The sequence below is a fragment of the Sphaerimonospora thailandensis genome, from assembly GCF_016863115.1.
GTDB lineage: Bacteria > Actinomycetota > Actinomycetes > Streptosporangiales > Streptosporangiaceae > Sphaerimonospora > Sphaerimonospora cavernae.
Genome location: NZ_BOOG01000003.1, coordinates 52,255 through 71,175 on the forward strand (window position 1 = coordinate 52,255; position 18,921 = coordinate 71,175).

16 protein-coding genes and 1 pseudogene are annotated in these 18,921 nt (G+C 68.8%); 10 read left to right on the top strand and 7 right to left on the bottom strand.

Annotated elements, in window-relative coordinates:
• Nucleotides 1-117: 117 nt before the first annotated feature.
• The 3 genes from Mth01_RS00765 to Mth01_RS00775 all read left to right on the top strand — a co-directional run bounded on the left by Mth01_RS00765 (nucleotide 118) and on the right by Mth01_RS00775 (nucleotide 2,789).
• Entirely contained in the window at nucleotides 118-1,092 is a 975-nt protein-coding gene (locus Mth01_RS00765; protein WP_204009705.1) for a glucosyl-3-phosphoglycerate synthase, read from the top strand.
• Nucleotides 1,093-1,203: 111 nt separating this feature from the next.
• Nucleotides 1,204-2,061, top strand: a complete 858-nt coding sequence (folP, locus tag Mth01_RS00770; protein WP_204009707.1) for a dihydropteroate synthase — start codon at nucleotides 1,204-1,206, stop codon at nucleotides 2,059-2,061.
• The gene (locus tag Mth01_RS00775; RefSeq protein WP_204009709.1) at nucleotides 2,058-2,789 is read left to right on the top strand and encodes a class III extradiol ring-cleavage dioxygenase family protein; all 732 of its coding nucleotides are present in this window, start codon (nucleotides 2,058-2,060) and stop codon (nucleotides 2,787-2,789) included. Before folP ends, Mth01_RS00775 begins: the two co-directional genes overlap by 4 nt.
• A gap of 4 nt (nucleotides 2,790-2,793) precedes the next feature.
• Here the strand turns inward: Mth01_RS00775 and Mth01_RS00780 are convergent, their stop codons facing one another.
• Nucleotides 2,794-3,138 (bottom strand): cupin domain-containing protein, encoded by a 345-nt coding sequence (locus Mth01_RS00780; protein WP_204009711.1) that lies wholly within the window; start codon nucleotides 3,136-3,138, stop codon nucleotides 2,794-2,796.
• A gap of 10 nt (nucleotides 3,139-3,148) precedes the next feature.
• Nucleotides 3,149-3,784, bottom strand: coding sequence for a TetR/AcrR family transcriptional regulator (locus Mth01_RS00785; RefSeq protein ID WP_204009714.1), 636 nt, complete (start codon nucleotides 3,782-3,784; stop codon nucleotides 3,149-3,151).
• 81 nt (nucleotides 3,785-3,865) lie between these two features.
• Between Mth01_RS00785 and Mth01_RS00790 the strand changes: the two genes are divergently transcribed.
• The 3 genes from Mth01_RS00790 (at nucleotide 3,866) to Mth01_RS00800 (ending at nucleotide 6,461) form a co-directional block, all read left to right on the top strand.
• Nucleotides 3,866-5,014 carry an FAD-dependent monooxygenase gene (locus tag Mth01_RS00790; protein ID WP_204009717.1) on the top strand — a complete coding sequence of 383 codons (1,149 nt, stop codon included), beginning with the start codon at nucleotides 3,866-3,868 and terminating at the stop codon, nucleotides 5,012-5,014.
• A 160-nt stretch (nucleotides 5,015-5,174) separates the two neighbouring features.
• Nucleotides 5,175-5,564, top strand: a complete 390-nt coding sequence (locus Mth01_RS00795; protein WP_204009719.1) for a hypothetical protein — start codon at nucleotides 5,175-5,177, stop codon at nucleotides 5,562-5,564.
• Between the two features lie 42 nt (nucleotides 5,565-5,606).
• The gene (locus tag Mth01_RS00800) at nucleotides 5,607-6,461 is read left to right on the top strand and encodes a PhzF family phenazine biosynthesis protein (RefSeq protein WP_204009722.1); all 855 of its coding nucleotides are present in this window, start codon (nucleotides 5,607-5,609) and stop codon (nucleotides 6,459-6,461) included.
• A gap of 43 nt (nucleotides 6,462-6,504) precedes the next feature.
• Here the strand turns inward: Mth01_RS00800 and Mth01_RS00805 are convergent, their stop codons facing one another.
• The 3 genes from Mth01_RS00805 to Mth01_RS00815 form a co-directional block, all read right to left on the bottom strand.
• Entirely contained in the window at nucleotides 6,505-7,485 is a 981-nt protein-coding gene (locus Mth01_RS00805; protein ID WP_204009725.1) for an AraC family transcriptional regulator, read from the bottom strand.
• Between the two features lie 193 nt (nucleotides 7,486-7,678).
• Nucleotides 7,679-8,512, bottom strand: coding sequence for a hypothetical protein (locus Mth01_RS00810; protein WP_204009729.1), 834 nt, complete (start codon nucleotides 8,510-8,512; stop codon nucleotides 7,679-7,681).
• Between the two features lie 204 nt (nucleotides 8,513-8,716).
• Nucleotides 8,717-9,583 carry an alpha/beta fold hydrolase gene (locus Mth01_RS00815; protein WP_204009731.1) on the bottom strand — a complete coding sequence of 289 codons (867 nt, stop codon included), beginning with the start codon at nucleotides 9,581-9,583 and terminating at the stop codon, nucleotides 8,717-8,719.
• A 219-nt stretch (nucleotides 9,584-9,802) separates the two neighbouring features.
• On the opposite strand from Mth01_RS00815, the gene Mth01_RS00820 reads away from it, so the two are divergent.
• From Mth01_RS00820 to Mth01_RS00835, 4 genes and pseudogenes are all read left to right on the top strand, one after another.
• A complete protein-coding gene (locus tag Mth01_RS00820; protein WP_204009734.1) occupies nucleotides 9,803-11,200 on the top strand; it encodes a glycoside hydrolase family 18 protein in 1,398 nt (465 codons plus the stop codon).
• A 450-nt stretch (nucleotides 11,201-11,650) separates the two neighbouring features.
• Nucleotides 11,651-12,010, top strand: coding sequence for a CU044_2847 family protein (locus Mth01_RS00825; RefSeq protein WP_239088925.1), 360 nt, complete (start codon nucleotides 11,651-11,653; stop codon nucleotides 12,008-12,010).
• A 47-nt stretch (nucleotides 12,011-12,057) separates the two neighbouring features.
• Entirely contained in the window at nucleotides 12,058-16,365 is a 4,308-nt protein-coding gene (locus Mth01_RS00830; protein ID WP_239088938.1) for an nSTAND1 domain-containing NTPase, read from the top strand.
• Nucleotides 16,366-16,497: 132 nt separating this feature from the next.
• Nucleotides 16,498-16,989, top strand: a pseudogene (locus Mth01_RS00835) (AAA family ATPase); the annotation flags it as partial.
• Nucleotides 16,990-17,242: 253 nt separating this feature from the next.
• Here Mth01_RS00835 and Mth01_RS00840 read toward each other — a convergent pair.
• The gene (locus Mth01_RS00840) at nucleotides 17,243-18,187 is read right to left on the bottom strand and encodes a membrane-associated oxidoreductase (protein WP_204009736.1); all 945 of its coding nucleotides are present in this window, start codon (nucleotides 18,185-18,187) and stop codon (nucleotides 17,243-17,245) included.
• The gene (locus Mth01_RS00845; RefSeq protein WP_204009739.1) at nucleotides 18,133-18,801 is read right to left on the bottom strand and encodes a hypothetical protein; all 669 of its coding nucleotides are present in this window, start codon (nucleotides 18,799-18,801) and stop codon (nucleotides 18,133-18,135) included. The genes Mth01_RS00840 and Mth01_RS00845 overlap by 55 nt, the downstream gene beginning before the upstream one ends.
• Nucleotides 18,802-18,921 lie beyond the last annotated feature (120 nt).

The window sequence follows — 18,921 nt, forward strand, 5'->3', positions numbered from 1 at the left end:
ACACCGGAACTCGCGGCTCATCCGTCTGATCACCTCGCCGGTTCGGCGGCGCGGCGACGGCCTACCCTGTGCATAGGGTGATGTCGGCGGATTTCGCGGATACATGGGGAGAGCTGCGTGCTACCTGAGGTGGAGGCATGGCTGGCCGGCCGTATGTCGGCGGCGGCCGACTGGCCGGTGGGCAGCTTGATGGCAGCCAAGGGAAGCACCACGGTCAGCGTGGTCCTCCCGGCCCGCGACGAGGCCGGGACCGTCGGGGAGATCGTGTCGGCCATCCGCCGCGACCTCGTCGAGGCCGTCCCGCTCGTGGACGAGCTCATCGTGATCGACTCCCGATCCACCGACGACACTGCGGACGAGGCCGTACGCGCCGGCGCCAAGGTCATCGCGCAGGACGAGATCCTCCCCGAGCTGGACGGCCCGGCCTACGACGGAAAGGGTGAGGCGCTGTGGAAGTCGCTCGCCGTGACGTCGGGCGACCTCCTGGTCTTCGTCGACGCCGATCTGCGGGAGTTCCGGACCTCGTTCGTGACCGGGCTGCTGGGGCCGCTGCTGGCCGACCCCTCGGTGGCGTACGTGAAGGGCTGTTACGACCGGCCGTTCATCGGGCCGGACGAACAGGAGGCCCGCACCGGCGGGCGGGTGACCGAACTGGTCGCGCGGCCGCTGCTCAACCTGCACTGGCCGCTGCTCGCCGGGTTCGTGCAGCCGCTGGCGGGCGAGTACGCGGGCCGGCGTGAGGTCCTGGAGCGGGTGCCGTTCGTCACCGGGTACGGCGTGGAGCTGGCCCTGCTCATCGACCTGCTCGACCTCGTCGGGCTCGGCGCGCTCGCCCAGGTGGACCTGGGACGCCGGGTGCACTCGCACCAGACGACCGAGGCTCTCGGCCGGATGGCCGGGCAGATCATGCACACGGCCTGGTCCCGGCTGGAACGCCAGAACAAGATCATCCCAATGGGCGCGCCCTCGCTGCGGCTCACCCAGTTCGAGCGCGGGCCGGCCGGTCACCGGCCGGTGGAGCGGGAGATCTCGGTCGCGGAGCGGCCCGCGATGGCGACGATCCCGCAGTACGCCTCCCGCGCCCTGCGCTGAAGATCCGCCTTCTCAAGATCGTCTATCCCGGCGACAGGAGCCTTGGTATGGTTTACGCGGCCTTCGGGCGGTGAACAGAAGGGGCGATCACGGCATGCTGGGGCTGGGTCCATGCTGAGGCTGGGTCGACGTGATGTGGGCGAGGACCTGCTGATCATGGCGATCGTCAACCGCACCCCCGACTCCTTCTACGACAAGGGCGCGACCTTCGCACGCGAAGAGGCGCTGCGCCGGGTCGACGAGGTCGTGGCCGAGGGCGCCGACATCGTCGACATCGGCGGCGTCAAGGCGGCCCCGGGAACCGAGGTCGACGTGCGGGAGGAGATCGACCGCACGGCCTCGTTCGTCGCCGAGGTCCGTGAGCGTCATCCCGACGTGATCATCAGCGTCGACACCTGGCGGCGCGAGGTGGGCCGCGAGGCCTGCCGGGCCGGCGCCGACCTGCTCAACGACGCCTGGGGCGGCACCGACCCCGGGCTGGCCGAGGTCGCAGCGGAGTTCGGCGTGGGCCTGGTCTGCACGCACGCCGGAGGGCTGCCGCCGCGGACCCGCCCGCACCGCATCGAGTACGACGACGTGATGGCCGACGTGATCGCCCGCACCACCGCGCTCGCCCGGCACGCGGTCGACGTCGGAGTCGACCCCGAACGCGTCCTGATCGATCCGGGCCACGACTTCGGCAAGAACACCTGGCACTCCCTGGAGGTGACGCGCCGGCTGGACGAGATGGTGGCCACCGGCTGGCCGGTGCTGGTGTCGCTGTCCAACAAGGACTTCGTCGGCGAGTCCCTGGGCCTGCCGGTGGACGAGCGGGTGTTCGGCACCCTGGCGGTCAGCGCGGTGTGCGCGTGGCAGGGGGCGCGGGTCTTCCGCGCCCACAACGTCGCCCCGACCCGGCAGGTGCTGGACATGGTCGCGGTGACCCGGGGCGTACGGGAACCCGTGCGGACCGTGCGGGGCCTGGCATGATCGTCGCCGCCTGCTGCGTCCCGCAGACTCCGCTGCTGCTGCCCGGCCTCACCGGCGGGCCCGTCGCCGAGGTCGAGGAACTGCGCACGGCCGCGCTCGCCGCCGCACAGACCGTCGTCGGCCAGACCCTCGTCGGCGGGGGCGTCAACGAGATCGTCGTGGTGGGCGGGGCGCCGCGGACCGGGTCGTACCCGGCGGACGCGCCGACGCCGGCCGGGCGGCTGGCCCCGGCCCCGGGACGGCGGCCGGCGCCTGGATCGCTGCCGGTGCCGCTGGCCGTCGGCCGATCGCTTCTCGCCGGACACCCCGTGCTCCTGACCTTGCAGGGCGTCGACGAGCACGCGTCGCCCCGGAGCTGTGGCGAGCTGGGCCATGAGATCGCGGCGCGGCCTGGCCGGATCGGGCTGGTCGTCGTCGGCGACGGCAGCGCCCGCCGCGAGGAGAAGGCCCCCGGGTACGTCGACCCCCGCGCACTCGAGGCCGACGCCGCGATCGGCGACGCGCTGGCCTCCGCCGATCTTCCCGCCCTGGCCGCCCTGAACCCGGGCCTGTGCGACGACCTGCTGATCAGGGGGCGGGCCGCCTGGCAGGTCCTGGCGGCGGCCACCGAGAGCACGTCACAGACACATGGCACATCATGGACGGCGCACACGTTGTACGGCGGCGCCCCCTTCGGCGTGGCCTACTGGTCCGTGACCTGGCTCCCCCACCCAACCCCCCAGGCGTAAGACCTCAGGCGAGGTAGAGCTTGCGGAGAGGTTCGTCGATGACCCAGGTCGTCCGGTCTCCGGCCATGAGCCGTACGAGAACTCCCGGGCGGAGGTCGATGGACGAACCGTCCTCGAAGGTGACCCGGCCGGCGCCCGCCAGGACCAGGAAGATCTCGTCGACCTCCGTGTCCGTCGCGGTCCCCCGGGCGATGTCCCAGACTCCGACCTCGATGTCCTTGAACGCGGTCATCGGAGTGGTGACGGTCCGCGGCTCCGCGTCGGACGGCTCGTCATCCAGGAGCGGACCGGCGAAGAGGTCTACGTTGAGCAGCCGGTCGCCGCTCATCTGAGTTCCCGTGGCGTTCACGAGCCGAATCCTATCGGCGGTCGCGGACCCGGCCATTCAGGTCGGACAGCGCGCCGTCCACGATGGCGTGGACGATGCCTTGCACGACATCCTTGCTGATGTGCTCGGGCGGCGCGGTTACCAGGGTGAACAGCGCACCCCCATAGAGCGTGATCAGAATGGGGATCTTCTCTCTCGGGATGGGGAGGCCGAGCTCGGCGTGGTGACCGGCGGTGAATCGCATCGAACCGTCCAGCAGGCCCGCAAGCGCCACGGCCAGCGCCGGTCGTCGTACGGCCTCCAGTTGGAGTTCGAAAATCGCCAGGTAGCGATCACGGAGGGTGGTCGAAGCCTCCAGCAATGATTCGGTCAGCAGATCGACGATCTGTCCGGTGATGCCCGCCGGAATGCTCTCCATCCCCACCGCGGCGCGCTTGTGCTGCTGGGCGGCCCGATCCATGTCGGCATAGTGCAACTCGGCGATGCGCTCTGCGGCGGCCACCAGCAGAGCCTCTCGGCTGCGGTAGTAGTTCGAGGCTGTTCCCGGCGGGAGTCCGGCGGCTTTCTCGACCGTGCGGTGGGTCACTCCGTGCACCCCTGACGTCGCCAACAGATCTATGGCGGCGTCAGTCAGGGCTCGGCGACGGGCTGGGTTGGTCGGCGGCACCCAATCATGATATAGCAGTACCCGTAGTAGAACGACCGTAGTAGTAAGGGCTGCGATGCCTGCCGGACAAGGAGATGAGCCATGCGGATCGCGGTGGTAGGTGCTGGACTGGGTGGAGTGTCGGCCGCGGTAGGGCTGCACCGGGCGGGTCATGAGGTGACGCTGTACGAACGCGGCGCCGAGCTTCGGGAGGCGGGCACCGCCATTGTGATCATGCCCAACGGTGTCCGGGCGCTGGATGCGCTGGGGCTGGGTGACCAGGTTCGCCACCTGGCCATGCCCGCTGTCACCGGCGGACTGCGGGACTGGCGAGGACGGCCGTTGCTGGTCACCGACGTGGCACAGGTGCAGCAGGTGATCGGGACAGCCGTGGCCGTTAGCCGAGCGAAACTGCACCAGGCGCTGCGTGCACCGCTGCCCACCGAACTCGTGCGTACCGCAACGCCGATCCAGCGGCTGGAGCCCGGCCACGACGGAGTATCAGTGATCAGCGAAGGCCAGGTCGTGACCGGCGCCGACGCGGTGATCGTGGCCGACGGCATCGGTAGCACGCTACGCAGCCGGCTGTTCCCCGGCCACCCCGGGCTGCGGCAGGTCGGCCGGTTGGACCTGCGCGGCATGCTGCCCAATCCACCCGGCCTCGACGTGACCGGCCTGCTGGCGAGCATCCTGATCGACCGACGCAGCGGGTCGATGTTCGGCCTGTTCCCGGTCGGGGGGAACGATCTCTACTGGTTCACCGACTCCGCACTGTACGGAAGGACGCCCGGCGCGGATGAGGCGCGCCGGCACGTGCTGTCCCTGATGGCCGACTGGCACCCGGCGGTCCCGGCACTCATCGAGGCCACCCCGCCCGCCGACATTTACGTCGACCCGATCGCGCGCCTGGCCGAACCGCTGCCTTCGTTCGCGATCGGCAGGGTCGCACTGCTCGGCGACGCCGCGCACGCCATGACCCCTGACCTCGGGCAGGGCGCCAGCCAGGCGTTCGAGGATGCGGCCTCGGTGACCCGGCACCTGACCGATGCCGGGCCGGCGGATGTCGCCGAACGGCTACGTCGTTACGACGCGGAGCGCCGCCCCCGTACCACTCGCATGATGCTGGCATCGTCTCGGCAATCACGGATGACGTCGCGAACCGGCGGCACCGCCTGGCTACGCGACACCCTGCTGCGCGCGATACCACGCCCACTCGCCACCCGGCTGCTCGCCACCATTTGGCACGCATAGCAGCCAGCCCGATCATGGGGCGCCGCGTTATCGGGTTCCGCTCGGATACTTTCACATCTTTCAAGTTGGTCAACGGTGGCCTCAAGCAGATGACCGCCTCCCAATTCGTCCTCACGAAATAAGGATTGCCGAAGATCGACCCCCATGTTCTTATAACAGAATGAGGCGTCTTATCGCGTTCCTATCGTCGTTCCTCCTCGTCGGCGCGCTCTTCGTGACCCCCGCCGACGCCACAGCCAAGGGCATGCGGCTCAAGCTGCGCTTCGGGTGGTGCGAGTCGGCCTGTGAGATCCGCATCACGGTCACCAACAAGAGCCGCTACAACATCTCCTGGGTCGGCGGGACCTGCCGTCTCGAAGTGAACGGGCGCTACGTCGGCAAGGGGACGATCTATATCGGCCCGATCAAGCGCGGCCGTTCCCGCACCGGCAAGTGCTACATCGTCGACAAGCGACTGTCGAGGGCCTGGTACGACTACCAGGACAATGGTGGCACCTTCCGGACCCGGGCCAGGGCCAATGCCAAGGCGTATTACTACTACTACCGTTAGCATGGACGCTCGGTTGGAGAGAGGACACTGACTCAGGTGGCCATGACGAACAATGTGGAAGTCCTGCGCTATGCCGCTTTCACCGATGATCCTGCGGGCGGCAATCCCGCGGGTATCGTTCTCGACGCCGCGGGCCTGTCCGACGCCGAGATGCTCGCCCTCGCCGCAGAGGTCGGATACTCCGAGACGGCCTTCGTGACCGATGGGGACGAGGGGCATCGCAGGTTCCGGGTGCGGTACTTCGCACCCGCCGCCGAGGTCGATTTCTGCGGGCACGCCACCATCGCCACCGCGGTCGCACTGGCCGAGCGGCTCGGAACCGGCCGCCTGGTGTTCGAGACCAACGCCGGTGAGATCGCCGTCGACACCGAGAGCGAGGGAGACGCACTCCTCGCCACGCTCACCAGCGTGCCCACGCACGCACGTGTGGCGAAGGAGGAGGAAGTCGACGAGGCGCTCGCCGCTCTCGGCTGGTCGCACGATGACCTCGACCCGGCGTTCCCCCCGCATGTCGCCTTCGGCGGGGTCGAGCACCTTGTGCTCGCCGCCGTCTCCCGTACGCGGCTGGCCGATCTGGACTACGACTTCGACGGTTTACGCTCGGTGATGACCCGTCACGGCTGGACGACGGCCAATCTCTTCTGGCGCGAGAACGACCGGCGTTTTCACTCCCGCAACCCGTTCCCGGTCGGAGGTGTGGTCGAGGACCCCGCGACCGGAGCCGCCGCCGCGGCCTTCGGCGGCTACCTGCGTCTGCTCGGAACAGGGCCCGTCGAGTTCACGGTCATCCAGGGAGTCGACATGGGACGGCCGAGCACACTCAAGGTGTCGATCGCCGCTCCCGACGGCCGCACCAGAGTCGGTGGCGGAGCCGTACCGATGAACGTCTCCCCGTAGTCGTCCCGAACTCTCGGCTCGCGTGCGCCACTGGCCCGGCGGGTCAGCGGCGCAGCGTTTCCGAGGGGGCCTCTCCGAAACGCTCCCGGTAGGCGCGGGAGAACTGGCCGAGGTGGACGAACCCCCAGCGGCGGGCGACATCGGCGATGGTCGCGGTGCCCGGGCCATGGCCGGTCAACTCGGCTCGCGCGCGTTCCAGCCGTACGTCCCGCAGGTAGGCCGTGGGCGTGCTCTCCACATGCCGTCGGAACCCTGCCTGCAGGGCCCGTACGCCCACGCCGGCGGCTTCGGCGATGTCCGTCACGGTGAGGGGTTCGGCCGCCTGCGCCTCGATCAGTTCCATGGCCCGCTTCACGGCCACCGGCGCCGCACATGGCGGCTCCAGGGACAGGGCTGGGGTGTAGTTGCTGGGCTGGGTCAGCAGCAACTGCGTCATGAGCAGCCCCTCCAGGTGTTCGAGGGCGAGCGGCCGGCTCAGCAGGTCGCCATCGGTTTCCGCCTCCCGCCGCAGCAGGTCGATGATCGACAGCCAGGACCGGGCGAGGGGCCGGGTCAGATCCATGCCCAGCGAGAACCGGATCGGCCTGTGCAGTTCCCGCCCCAGCATGCCGCCGAGGTGGGCTTCGAGCGCCCAGCGGTCGAACAACGCGACGAGATGCGGCGCCCCGGTCATCCAACGCATCGACATACGCTCCGTCGGCGTCAGCACGGAGCCGAACTCGGGTGTGGTCATGACCTGCTCCCGGCCACGGGACACCTCAACGGCGCCGGTCAGCGGGAGCGTCACGAGGAAACAGCTCTCCCACGCGGGTGCCGTGACCAGCGCCTCCCCCCCGTAGTCGACGGCGTACAGGCCGGTCCGGTCGAAGGCCGCCCCGTTCATCCGGGCGTCGAACCGAGTCTGATGCCTGCCAAGGCACAGCTCGTGGGGAGCGAAGGCATCTCCCACCAGCGCGCGGGCTTCATCGAGGTCACCGGTGTGGAACAGCTCATGCGTGGCGAGCGGTAGCGGTTGAGCGGGCATGTCCGCCTCCCCAGAGGTCGCGCGGCCCCGACGGCACCTCGCCGAGTTCTCGTCCCGGTCCCTTCCTCAACTCGCATGATAGGAGAGCAGTCAAGCCGACCTTGGCATGCGTGTCCGTGCGCGTGGTGTGAGATTCAGCTGCCGGGCCATCACCCGGCGCTTCGCCCTCCCCGTGGCCCCTCGGCCAACGATCTCAGGAACGGTACAGGTCGATGACGTCGTCCCCGTAGGGATCCCGTCCAGTCCTGTTGGTACGCGGCGCCGTGATGGAGGCCTTCACATCCCAGCTGAACCGGGTGGCGATGCTCACGGCATCCGCCGGGTGGCCCTCGCGGGGCCGCCAGTCCGCCTGCACCACGATCGGCTTTCCGGTCAGGTCGGTGGCGATCCCCCATAAGACGGTGATCCCCCTGAACCGGGGGTCGAGCCGCCCGCCGAGCATGGTCCGGAACGGCTTGGACATCTCGAACAGCTTGCCGAACGTCGTCGTGCCGCGGTAGGACCACGTCTTTTTGATCGCCCGATCGTCTGCGTCGTGGACCGCCGATCCCGGCTTGTTGTGCGTTGCGGAGGCGACCAGGGCCTTGAGCGTCCCGAGGTCGAAGACGTCGATGATCTGGTCGCCGTACAGTGCCGCGCCGCCGGAGCGCTTGCCGATCTTCATCCACGACTTGCCGCCGTAGGCCGGACCAGCACCGTAGAGCACGCCCCCGACGCTGCGCACCCGGTGGATCGCCGAATCGAGCTTGACGAGGTCACCCGCCCGCCGGTCGCCGGCGGCGGCGTCCTCTCTCAGGAATTGCAGCGTGCACTTGCCGAACCGCATCGACCGCTTCATATCGGCGGCCACCACCCCGCCCCGGCCCAGCCGGGCCGTACCCGTCATCCAGGGGTCACCGGTCCCACCACCCCTGCAATAGCCGCGCGGCATGTCCTCACCTCGGGGGTCGTGCGGCCAATCCACCGATGTGTGCTGGAAAACCTTCACCGGGCTGCCCTGTGCCTTGAGGCGCTGCACAGCTGCCACCACGTCAACCGGAGCCGCCGCGCTAACCGGTGCCGCCTGGGCGGCGGGCACCGGTATGACCGCAACCCCGAGCACGCCTGCCATCATCACTCGCCATCTCATGGGACGCGATCATGTCACAGAACATGAATGGTGACGCGATCACACGGACCATCGCCAATCGGCGGCACCGCATGGTTACGCACGGGCCTTGCGGCCTGGGCCCTACTCGATCAGGAGCTGGCGCAGCGTAACGGCGAAGGCGTCCGGGTCGCCCTTCATGCCGAACTCGCCGTCGAGAAAACCGCCGTGGTGGCTGGGAAAGGTCACGGGCTTCGTGCCGAGCCGTTCGGCGACCGCCACGCCCGCACGGTGGGCCATCTCCCCCTCCGACTCGGCTCCGACGCCGATGACGATGCGGGTCGGCGCGGCGCGCAGGGCGTCGAAGTCGTGCTCATAGTGCGTACAGGTCATCAGGTTCTGCGCGAACATCGCATCGTCACGGGAACCGTCGTCTTCCGTCGGCAGCCCGAAATCGGCCGGGCTCTGCACGGGCCGATCGGCGAAATCGGCTGGGATCTCGCCCCGCAGGCCGGTGACGGCGATGAATTTCACCATCGCGGGCCCCAAACCGTCCCGCTCATAAGTCCGGCGGATGTCGACCACCGCGGCGAGCGCCTGCTCCCGGTCGGGCAGGGCCTGGGCGGCCGGGGGCTCGTGCGCCACGAGCGTGCGCACCTGCTCCGGATGCCGGGCCACCAGCGCCAGCCCGTTGACGGCGCCTCCGCTGCTGGCGAAGATGTCCACCGGCCCGCCGCCGAGCGCGGTGATCAGTCGATGCAGGTCGTCGGCGTGCAGCTCGGGCGTCGACTCGGCGGCGCCGTCGGTCCGCTCGCTCCGCCCGATCCCGCGCGGGTCGTAGGTCACGACCGTACGATCCCGGAAATGCCCGGCCAGGGCGGTGAACCCGCTGGCGTCCATCGGCGATCCGATCATCAGCAGTGTCGGCGCGGTGTTCGCCTCGGCCTCCCGCACGTAGTAGTGGAGGATGCCGCCGGGCACCTCAAGGGTGTGGGTCTTGGGCTCGCTCATCGAAAACCTCCGGCTCCCTTTGATCACCATCCTGCGAGAGCGACCCTAGCCGCCACGGGTGACATTTCCACGGCACGCCGTCAGGCCCCGACTCCCCCGGTCGAGCACCCCGCGCGTTGACCGCCGGCGGTCGAAATACGTAAGCTCCGGATAGAATTGATAGGAAACTTTCCTATGAGTTTCCGGGACACCCCCTACCTGGAGCTACTGTTGCGAAAGATGCTTCTGGGGTCCCTGCTCGCGGGCGCCGCGTTACTTGCGCCGCTCGCCCTCGGGACCGCCTCCGCCGCCACCTCGGCGACCGCCACCTACTCGACCGACTCCGACTGGGGCTCCGGCTTCCAGGGCAGGTACACGATCACGGCCGGGTCCGCCGCGCTGCCGAGCTGGACCGTCGAGTTCGACGCGCCCGCCGGCATCACGATCAGCTCCGCCTGGGACGCCACGATGACCAGGAGCGGCAGCCACTACACCTTCACCAAACCCTCCTGGGCCGGACCGCTGGCCGCCGGCGCCTCGACCGGCTTCGGCCTGATGGGCGCGCCCGGCGGGTTCAAGCCGCTGAACTGCAAGCTCAACGGTGCGCCCTGCGGGGGCGGATCGAACCCCTCGCCGTCGCCGAGCCCCTCCCCCTCCGCGACCCCGACACGGTCTCCGAGCCCCTCCCCCTCCCCCTCCGCGACCCCGACACGGTCGCCGAGCCCCTCCCCGTCCGCGACCCCGACGGCGCCGCCGCAGCCGGCCGGCGTGCCGGTCGCCCCGTACGTCGACATGGGCGCCTGGCCCACGCCGTCGCTGACGGAGATGGCGGCCGGCGGGAACGTCTCCAGCTTCACCATGGCCTTCGTCACCGGCGCCGCGTGCAAGGCCTCCTGGTTCGGCGCCTACGACCCGCGTACCGGCTGGGCCAAGGACCAGGTGGACGCGATTCGCGCGGCCGGCGGCGACGTGAAGGTCTCGTTCGGCGGCGCGTCCGGCGTGGAGCTGGCCCAGGGGTGCGGCAGCCTGTCCAGCCTGGTGGCCGAGTACCAGGCCGTCGTCACGGCGTACGACCTCAAGTACATCGACCTCGACATCGAAGGTGCGGCCGCGGCCGACAGGGTGTCGGTGGACCGCCGCTCGCAGGCGCTCGCCCAGTTGCAGAAGGCGAACCCGGGCCTGCGGGTGTCGCTCACGCTCCCGGTGCTGCCCGAGGGTCTCACCGCCGACGGCGTCTACATCGTGAAGTCCGCGCGCGACGCCGGCGTGGCCCTCGACATGGTCAACGTCATGGCGATGGACTACTACCGCAACGGTGACTACGGCGACTTCGCCGTACAGGCCGCCCAGTCCACCTTCAACCAGATCAAGTCGCTCTACCCCGGCTACAGCGACGCGCAGCTGTGGCGCATGGTCGGGGTCACCCCGATGATCGGCGCCAACGACGACCAGCGGATCTTCGACCAGGCCGACGCCCGGCAGCTGGTGGCCTTCGCGCAGGGCAAGCACCTGGGCATGCTCAGCTTCTGGGAGATGGTCCGGGATCGCAACGCCTGCACCGGCCCGCTGTTCAAGTGCACCAACATCCCGCAGCAGCCGTACGACTTCAGCAAGATCTTCGCGGGGTACCGCGGGTAGGCCCGTTCCCAGTCCTCTCATCGATCCGGCCGGGCGCCCTGCGGGTGTCCGGCCGGTCGTTGGAGTGCTTTGCCGGCTTCCACGCGCTGCGCTGCGTTCAGGCGGAGCCGTACGGCCTCGGATGGTGGCGGGTGTTCGCCCGCGTCAAGGGCGTCTTCTTTCCGCGATATCCGTTTCCTTCACAATGAGGTCCGGCACTCGGCTGCCGCGATGCGGCCATCGGTGTGTCTCATGGGTTTGGTTGCGTTTCGGCGAACTACGTGACTCACCGCCTTGACCATGTTTATGATTCCGGCGTCTGAAGGCATCGCTCCTTGCTCGCGAGATATCAGCCGCTTCTGCGCTTGTACCACCGACGGGTTGCGCAGCCGGCCCAACCTGTTACACGCGGCCTCTCAAAAGGCCGGCTTCACCGTTATCGATCCGGCCGCATGACATCTGGAGGATGCAGTGAGTGATCGTCTTGTGCACACGGTGGAAGTGCCGGTAGGCGACGGTAGTGACGAGATCGTCCGGGTCCAGATCCGCGAAGTGGACGAAACACTCGTTCGGGTGGGCAGAGGCGGCCGCACCATAGCGCGGGCCGAACAGTCGCTCGGGCGGATGCTGGAGACCGTCCGCCCCGTGGCGGAAAGCTTCGTCACGCGGTTTCAGGGGCTCGTCAACGCGCCGGACGAGATCGTGCTGGAGTTCGGAGTCTCGCTGTCGGCCGAAGCGGACGTCGTCATCGCGAGCACGGCGACCGCGGCCAACTTCTCGGTGAGCTTGACGTGGAAACGCGGCGAAAGGCCCGACACGACCGGCGAGTAACCAGCGGGGGGTTGATTCGGTTCGGCCTGAGGTGTGGAGGGGACCTGATGTCGGAGACGGCACGGACCTGGTCAGGCAGCGCGGACGAAGCCATGGCCGCGGCGATCGTCCAGGTCAGAGGGCAGCACGGCGTGCTGGGGGGCGCGGGCTTTCTCGTCGCCCCGGATCTGGTGCTGACCTGCGCCCACGTGGTGTCGGACGCGCTGGAAACGCCCCGGCAGGAGCCCGTGGCCGAGGGGACACCGGTCATGGTGGAGTTTCCGCTGTGCGAGCCCCCGGCCGACGCCGACGGACGCCCACTGTGGTCGGCCCTGGTGGAGAACTGGGTGCCGATCAGGGCCGAGCGGACCGGCGACATCGCCGTCCTCCGGCTACCGGCGCCCGTCCCCGGCACCCGCCCGCTCCCCGTGGCCGACCCCGACAGCGTGCAGGGCGGTGAGGTGCGTGCGGTGGGATTCCCTCATGACGCGCCGGGCGGGATCTGGTTCGAGGGCAGGGTCAGCGGCGCGACAGGTGAGGGCTGGATGCAACTGTCGAGAGCCAACGGACAGGCCGCCCACGTAAAGCCCGGTTTCAGCGGCAGTCCCGTCTGGCACAACGCGCTGGGCGCGGCGGTCGGCCTGCTGGTGGCCGCGCAGCCGGCAGGCGACGCCCAGCAGGCCTACGCGCTGCGCACGAGGACCATCGTGCGGGAGATTCCCGGACTCGGCCCCGTCATCCGCCCGCCCTCTCCTTTCCGTGGCCTGAAGCCCTACGTGGAAGGCGACGCCGACCTCTTCTTCGGCCGGGAGGAGGACATCGGCAATGTCGTCACAGCGTTGTACGGGGCACGCACCGTGACGGTGTATGGTCCCTCGGGCTGTGGCAAGTCCTCGCTGGCCCTGGCCGGGGTGGTGCCTCGGATGCGGGCGGACGGATATGAGGTGCTGGCGTTCAACGCCGGGGAGATCTCTTCTATGCGGTCCGCGCTGGCCACCGAGCTGTATGAGGCCATCCGGTCCGGGCGGTACGGGCCCGCACGAGCGGACAGCACCGACCAGGTCGAGGACTGGCTTGCGGGTAAGGGGCTCGCGGACACGCTCCACCGCGTCCGGGGCACGGCGTCCGGCGACCTCCTCGTCGTCCTCGATCAGGCCGAAGCGCTCCTGAACCGCGCCCGAACCGAGGTCGACGAACTCGCCGACCTGCTGTTCCCGCGGCGCCGTCCGATCGGCGGAGTACGGATCCTGGTCACGTTGCGCTCCGACCTGATGGACGCGGTTTTGAAACATCCTCGGCTGGGGCCCGCGTTGCTCGGCGGAACGACGTTGCCGCTCGCCCCCATGTCCTCCGAGCAGCTGGAAGAGGTGATCACCAAACCCGTCGAGCGGCTTGCCGTGGCGTACGAACCTGGGCTGGCCCGGCGCATCCTGCGCGATGCGGGCGGTGAGCCGGGAATCCTCCCGCTGCTGGGTTTCGTCCTCCAGCAGTTGTGGGAGCAGCAGGACGGCGGCTATCTGCGCAACGCCGCCTACGAGAAGATGCGGGGCGTGTCCGGCGCGCTGCGACTGCACGCCGAGGAGGTCTGGAAGAACCGGGTTCACGGCAAACCGGAGAAGGAGGAGGCAGCGCGGCGGCTGCTCACCAAACTGGTGCGGATGCTGCCCGGCAGCCAGATCACGCTGCGCCGCAGGGTCACCCGCGATGAGGTGGACGAGGCACAGTGGGAGCTCGCGGAAGCTTTCGCCCAGCGGCGGCTGCTGGTGCTGTACGGCGGAGCGGGCCAGCCGGAGAGCGCGGAGCTGGCCCATGAGGCGTTGATCACGACCTGGCCCGCGCTGCGGCACCAGGTGGAGGCGGACGGAAAATTCCTGGCCGGGCAGGCGGATCTGGTCCATGACCTGCGACGCTGGCGGCATGGCGAGCAGGCCGCGAGCCTGCTGCCGGACGGGGAACAACTGCAGGCGATCGACCGATGGCTGGGCGGGCGTGAGGGCGAACTGGCCGAAGAGCACCGTGAGTTCCTGGCCCTGGCCCGACGGCGGAGCCGGATGCTGCGACGGCGCACCCGTGCGGTGCGGACCGCGCTGGCCATGGTGCTCGCGCTGGTCGTGGCCCTGGTCACCTTTCTCGTCAACCAGATGCTGGTCAGTGCGGAGCGGGCGGATGAGAACAAGTCGCGTGTGCTGGCGAGCAGCATAGAGGGAATGGTCAAGGAAGACCCGGGGCTGGCGGCTCTGGCGGCCATCGCCGCGTACGAGGCCGCGCCGACGCAGGAGGCCCGGAACGCGCTGTTGCAGCGCTATGACCAGCTCAAGGACGCCGCCTGGATGCTGACGGGCTTCCAGGGGCCGATACTGGACACCGCGATGAGCGCCGATGGCACGGTGATGCTGGCCTCCTCCACGGGCGGTCGCGCGACGCTGTTCGTCCGCCAGGCCAGCGGCAGCGTCCTGCGCAAGCATCTCGGCCTGGCCGGGAACGCGACCTTCCCGTTGGTCAGCAGGGACGGTCGGCGCATCGCCTACGTGGTGGACGGGACCGACTCGATGGTCTGGCACGAGGTGCACTACGCGGCGCACGACATCGTCGTGGGACCGGCGCATCGGCTACGCGGCGCCGCCCTCCAGGAGTACATCCTGGGAGGAAGGAGCGGCGACTACAGCATCGTCGCTTTCTCGCCGAGTGCCGACCGGATCGCCACGGTGACGTTCGATGGACGGCTGCGGGTGTGGGACCTGGCAACACAGCGGCTCCAGGAACTGCCGGGGCGTCTCCCCGGCCTGCTGCAGGTGTGGTTCGGCTCGGATGAGCACACGCTCGTGGCCACGCGGAAGTCCGGCGGACACTCTCTGGTGTCCCTCGACCTCCGCACCGGCGCCGTGCGGGAACTGGAAGATCGCCGCAGCGCGTCTACGGAAAGTTCAATGGAAGCCGAGGTATCGGCTGACGGGAGTGTCCTGGCCGTCTGCCGGAGACCCTCCGGTGCGGACAAAGGCACATACCGGGTCATCCGCGTGTCCGACGGGCGGGAGTTGGCACGCTACACACCCCCGGGCGGCTTTAGTTTGTGCCATCACCCCGCCATCGACCAGACAGGCGAACACGTCGCGATCAATGAGGGAAGCGGTCAGTGGGTGCTCCTTGACACCCGTCCGGGTACGCCCCCGCAACGGTTAAATGGTCCTGTCCTTACCGACAATGCCAAGGTCGGTCCCCTTCTCGGCACGCCGAGCGCTCCCGTAGTGGTTCACCGTGACCGAGCCAGCGTGACCGGCTGGCAGATGTTCCCCGACAACGGATTGGGGGTGTTCAACCCGCCGGTACTACTCAAGCGAGGTCATGCCATGCTGGCCCACGTTGGAAAGAACGGTGGCAAAGTTGCTGACCGGCTGGCGGTCATGGAGACCGAAGGCCAGCAAAGAACGCTCGCCGAGGCTCGCATCGCCGCCGCACCCCCCGACCCATGGCTGCGACTGACCGTCAACCGTGCCGAGACACTGGTGGCTGATGTGGCCGACCACAACAAGTTCGCGGTCTACGAGCTTCCGCTTCTGCGCAAGGTGGCCGAGTTCACCACCCGTACGCCCCCGCTCGACAAGAACGGGCAACGAGAACGGGTGAGTTCCTTCTTCCTCACTGACGATGAACTGGTGACGGTCTCCGGAGGCGTGATCGAACACTGGAATGCCCGCGACGGCCGTCGGCTGTCCGACCCACTCGACATTCACGATCTTTTCGCCGGCGGGGCCGACTCCGCGGAGTTCTATGTCCACCGGCATTACCAACCGGGATATGTGCAGATTCTGAACGAAGGCGATCACACCCTGTACGCCGTGCAGCTGGCAGCCCGCGCGGAGGATCCGGACCTGCGGGTCCGCCTGGGGGTCGATGCGCTCAACGTGATGGTCGAGCGTAGCGGCCGTTACGCCATGGTGCTGAACCGAGGAGGCGTGATCGAGCTGTGGTCGGTAGAAGACCGTCGGCGAACGCGGAAGATACTGGGTTCCCTCGGGCCCCTGGAATCAAATAAATGGACGGTAGGGACCTTGGAAGACGACGGCTCAGGGAACCCCGGATTCTTCATGGCCAGCGGGCACTCTGTGCGCTTCATGAGAGTGGCCGACTCCGATGACGTCGATGTGACCTCCTATGACTTCTCCGGCGAGCAGAAATTCTGGGCATCGACTGACGATGGCAAGGTCCTGCTGAGGAGTGACGGCGATGTGCTCGCGACCTCAAAGCGTGCGGATCTGTTCCGGCTCGATCCCGGGCTGTGGAAATCACACCTGTGCGGCGTTCTCGGACGTGACCTCAGCAAGGACGAGCGCCGCGGCCTGCCACGGGGGCTGCCGGACGTCATATGCCCACTCTGACGAACAACCTCACCACCGCTCCGCCTACCTCCTCTACTCCGATCCTCGCGTCGGTCAGAGCCGGGGCGGCGTACTGTTCGTCGGCCCGCACCAGCCCTACCTGGCGTACGTCGCCGACGTCCTGCCCAGCTCCCGTCCCGGAGCTTCACCATCGTCGGGGACCGAGCCCAGGCCAGGCACGGGTTCACCGAGTCGTGGCGGGAACGGCTCGAACGGATCGGGCTCGACCGGATCGACCTGGCCTCCCTGAGCATCAACTACCGGACGCCGGAAGAGGTCATGGCGGAGGCCGAGCCGGTCATCCGGGCCGTGCTCCCGGACGCGAACGTGCCGACCTCCATCCGCGGCGGCGGCGTCCCCGTCGTCCACGGGTCCACTTCGGATCTGGGCGCGATCCTCGACGCCTGGCTCGCCGAGCATGCCGAGGGGATCGCCTGCGTCATCGGCGATCCCACGTTGCAGGAGACGTCCCGCGTCCGGTCGCTGTCCCCGGAGCTGTCGAAGGGGCTCGAGTTCGACCTGGTCGTCCTCATCGATCCGGAGAAGTTCGGCAAGGGCGTCGAAGGAGCGGTCGACCGCTATGTCGCGATGACCCGGGCGACCCAGCGACTCGTCATCCTCACGAGAGAGCCCGAGCAGGAGGGGGAGAGAACAAAGACGGGATCGTTCCGCTCCAAGAGCACCCCCCAGCCCTCTCAAAGCAGAACAATCGCGTCTATTGAAGAAGACGCCCATGTTCCATGCGAGGTTCACGGCATTCGCACGAAATTTTGTGATCTATGTCACGTTCCCCGCTGATCTGGTGAGTTCTGCCGTTGTGACGGTCCGCAGGAACGGGAACGGAAGCGCCCCGAATTCGCTGGTCAACCAGGGCTCGTCAGCCACTGTTGGACGCCCGCAGCACCCTCGTCCCGCCTGCGATAAGAGCTGTGGCGAGGATCCACCCAGCGGCGATCAGGCCGTTCGCCAGCCACTGGGTCCAGCCGACCGGCTCCCACGCGCCCCGCTGCTCGAACACGCTCACCGGAACGAGCAGGTCGAGGGTGTAGGTGAACGCGTTGAAGAACCGCGTCTCATCCAGGTCGATCTGGCGCGGCCGCCACTGCGGCTGAGAGAACACCTCCGTGCCGGCCGCGAGGAGGATCGTCACCCACAGCCCGGCCAGCCAGGGTCGGTAGCCGTACCCGACGGCGACGTCGAGCAGCCGCCCCCACAGCCGTCCAGGAAGCCGGAGGGTCCGCCTGCGCGCCCGCTGCTTGGCGAGCAGCACCCTCCGTGCGTCGGGCTCGTGCCCGATCCGCCGGTAGTAGGTCGCCAACTGCTCGTAAGGCTGCGGCCGGTAGCCGTTCGGGTCGCGCCGCAGCAGGGCGAGCCGGGCCGCGAGGCTGCCGTGCTCACGCAGCGTCTCGAACGTCAAACCGTTGAGCTGCACGTGCTCCGGGTAGCGTTCGGGCCGGTCGAACAGAACGCCGAGCCGCGAGTAGCCCAGGTTCACCTCGCCCTCGACCGACTCGGGTAACAGGATGAGCTCGTCGACCTGCATATGGCTCAGGTGCAGCGCCCGGTCCCGCGCCTTCACGGTCGCGTCATGGAAGGAGAGGACGCCACCGATCCGCGCTCCGCGCAGCCGTACGGTGCCGACGGCGGTGAAGCCTTTGCTGAACTCCGCGGCGGATGCCTCCAGGTGGTCGGCGTACACCGCGTGCGCACCGCCCGTATTGATCGCCGCTCCCTGGAGGTAGAGGCCGCTGTTGAAGCGGGCCCCGATCAGCCGCAGCCCGCCGGTGCTGTGCAGCCGGCGCAGGAACGCGCCGCCGTCCACGGTGAGCCCGCCGGCCCACAGCCCGGCCGTCTCCCACGACCGTGACTCCCCCCAACTCTCCGGCTCATCCCACTTGGGAAGTTCGTCGCCCCGTCGGGAGGCTCGCCCTCGCCGCCGGTCCCACTCCGAAACCTGCGCGGGCGTGCCGAGCCGTGCTCCGGAGAGCCGGAGCTGTCCCGTGATGTGGGCGTTCTCCAGGCGCAGGCCCGCCCCCGTATGGTGGATCCGTCCAGATCGAGCAGGCCGTCAATGGTGGCGCGGCCCGCACGGAACCGATGGATGTCGCAGCTGCGGAGGCGCACACCCCTGGTCCGCGCGTCGTTGAGCGTGATGCCCTCGACATGGCATTCGAACAGGTGGATCTTCGCGTCGATGGCGGCGTCGGACAGGTTCAGGTCTCCGATGATCCGGGCTCCGGCGAGCCGGATTCCGGGCACCTGACCGGGCTCGTTCTCCCGTACGTCCAGGAGCAGCGCGGCGATCACTTTGGCGCGGACCGATCTCGTGCGATCCTGAGGGCCGCCCGAGGCGGGGGCGTGGTCCCGACCTTCGCGGAAGTCGACCCAGGCACCCGTGGGGTAGGCCTCCCACAGCCTCCGCTCCGCCTTGGTCAACCAAAGGAAAGGCCGTGATCTCCCCACGCGCTGACCATACCGCCCAAATGGGTCTCCGGTGCGGAGTCTTGGCGGAAGCCTCTGCCCTGCTCGGATCAGTGGAGGACTCGGCAGAAGATG

Excerpts from the sequence above, each read along its gene's own strand:
- Mth01_RS00795 (WP_204009719.1), top strand. The coding sequence starts at position 5,175 with ATGAGGCGTCTTATCGCGTTCCTATCGTCGTTCCTCCTCGTCGGCGCG.
- Mth01_RS00815 (WP_204009731.1), bottom strand. The coding sequence starts at position 9,583 with ATGAGCGAGCCCAAGACCCACACCCTTGAGGTGCCCGGCGGCATCCTC.
- Mth01_RS00800 (WP_204009722.1), top strand. The coding sequence starts at position 5,607 with ATGACGAACAATGTGGAAGTCCTGCGCTATGCCGCTTTCACCGATGAT.
- Mth01_RS00790 (WP_204009717.1), top strand. The coding sequence starts at position 3,866 with ATGCGGATCGCGGTGGTAGGTGCTGGACTGGGTGGAGTGTCGGCCGCG.
- folP (WP_204009707.1), top strand. The coding sequence starts at position 1,204 with ATGCTGAGGCTGGGTCGACGTGATGTGGGCGAGGACCTGCTGATCATG.
- Mth01_RS00775 (WP_204009709.1), top strand. The coding sequence starts at position 2,058 with ATGATCGTCGCCGCCTGCTGCGTCCCGCAGACTCCGCTGCTGCTGCCC.
- Mth01_RS00830 (WP_239088938.1), top strand. The coding sequence starts at position 12,058 with ATGTCGGAGACGGCACGGACCTGGTCAGGCAGCGCGGACGAAGCCATG.
- Mth01_RS00805 (WP_204009725.1), bottom strand. The coding sequence starts at position 7,485 with ATGCCCGCTCAACCGCTACCGCTCGCCACGCATGAGCTGTTCCACACC.
- Mth01_RS00820 (WP_204009734.1), top strand. The coding sequence starts at position 9,803 with ATGCTTCTGGGGTCCCTGCTCGCGGGCGCCGCGTTACTTGCGCCGCTC.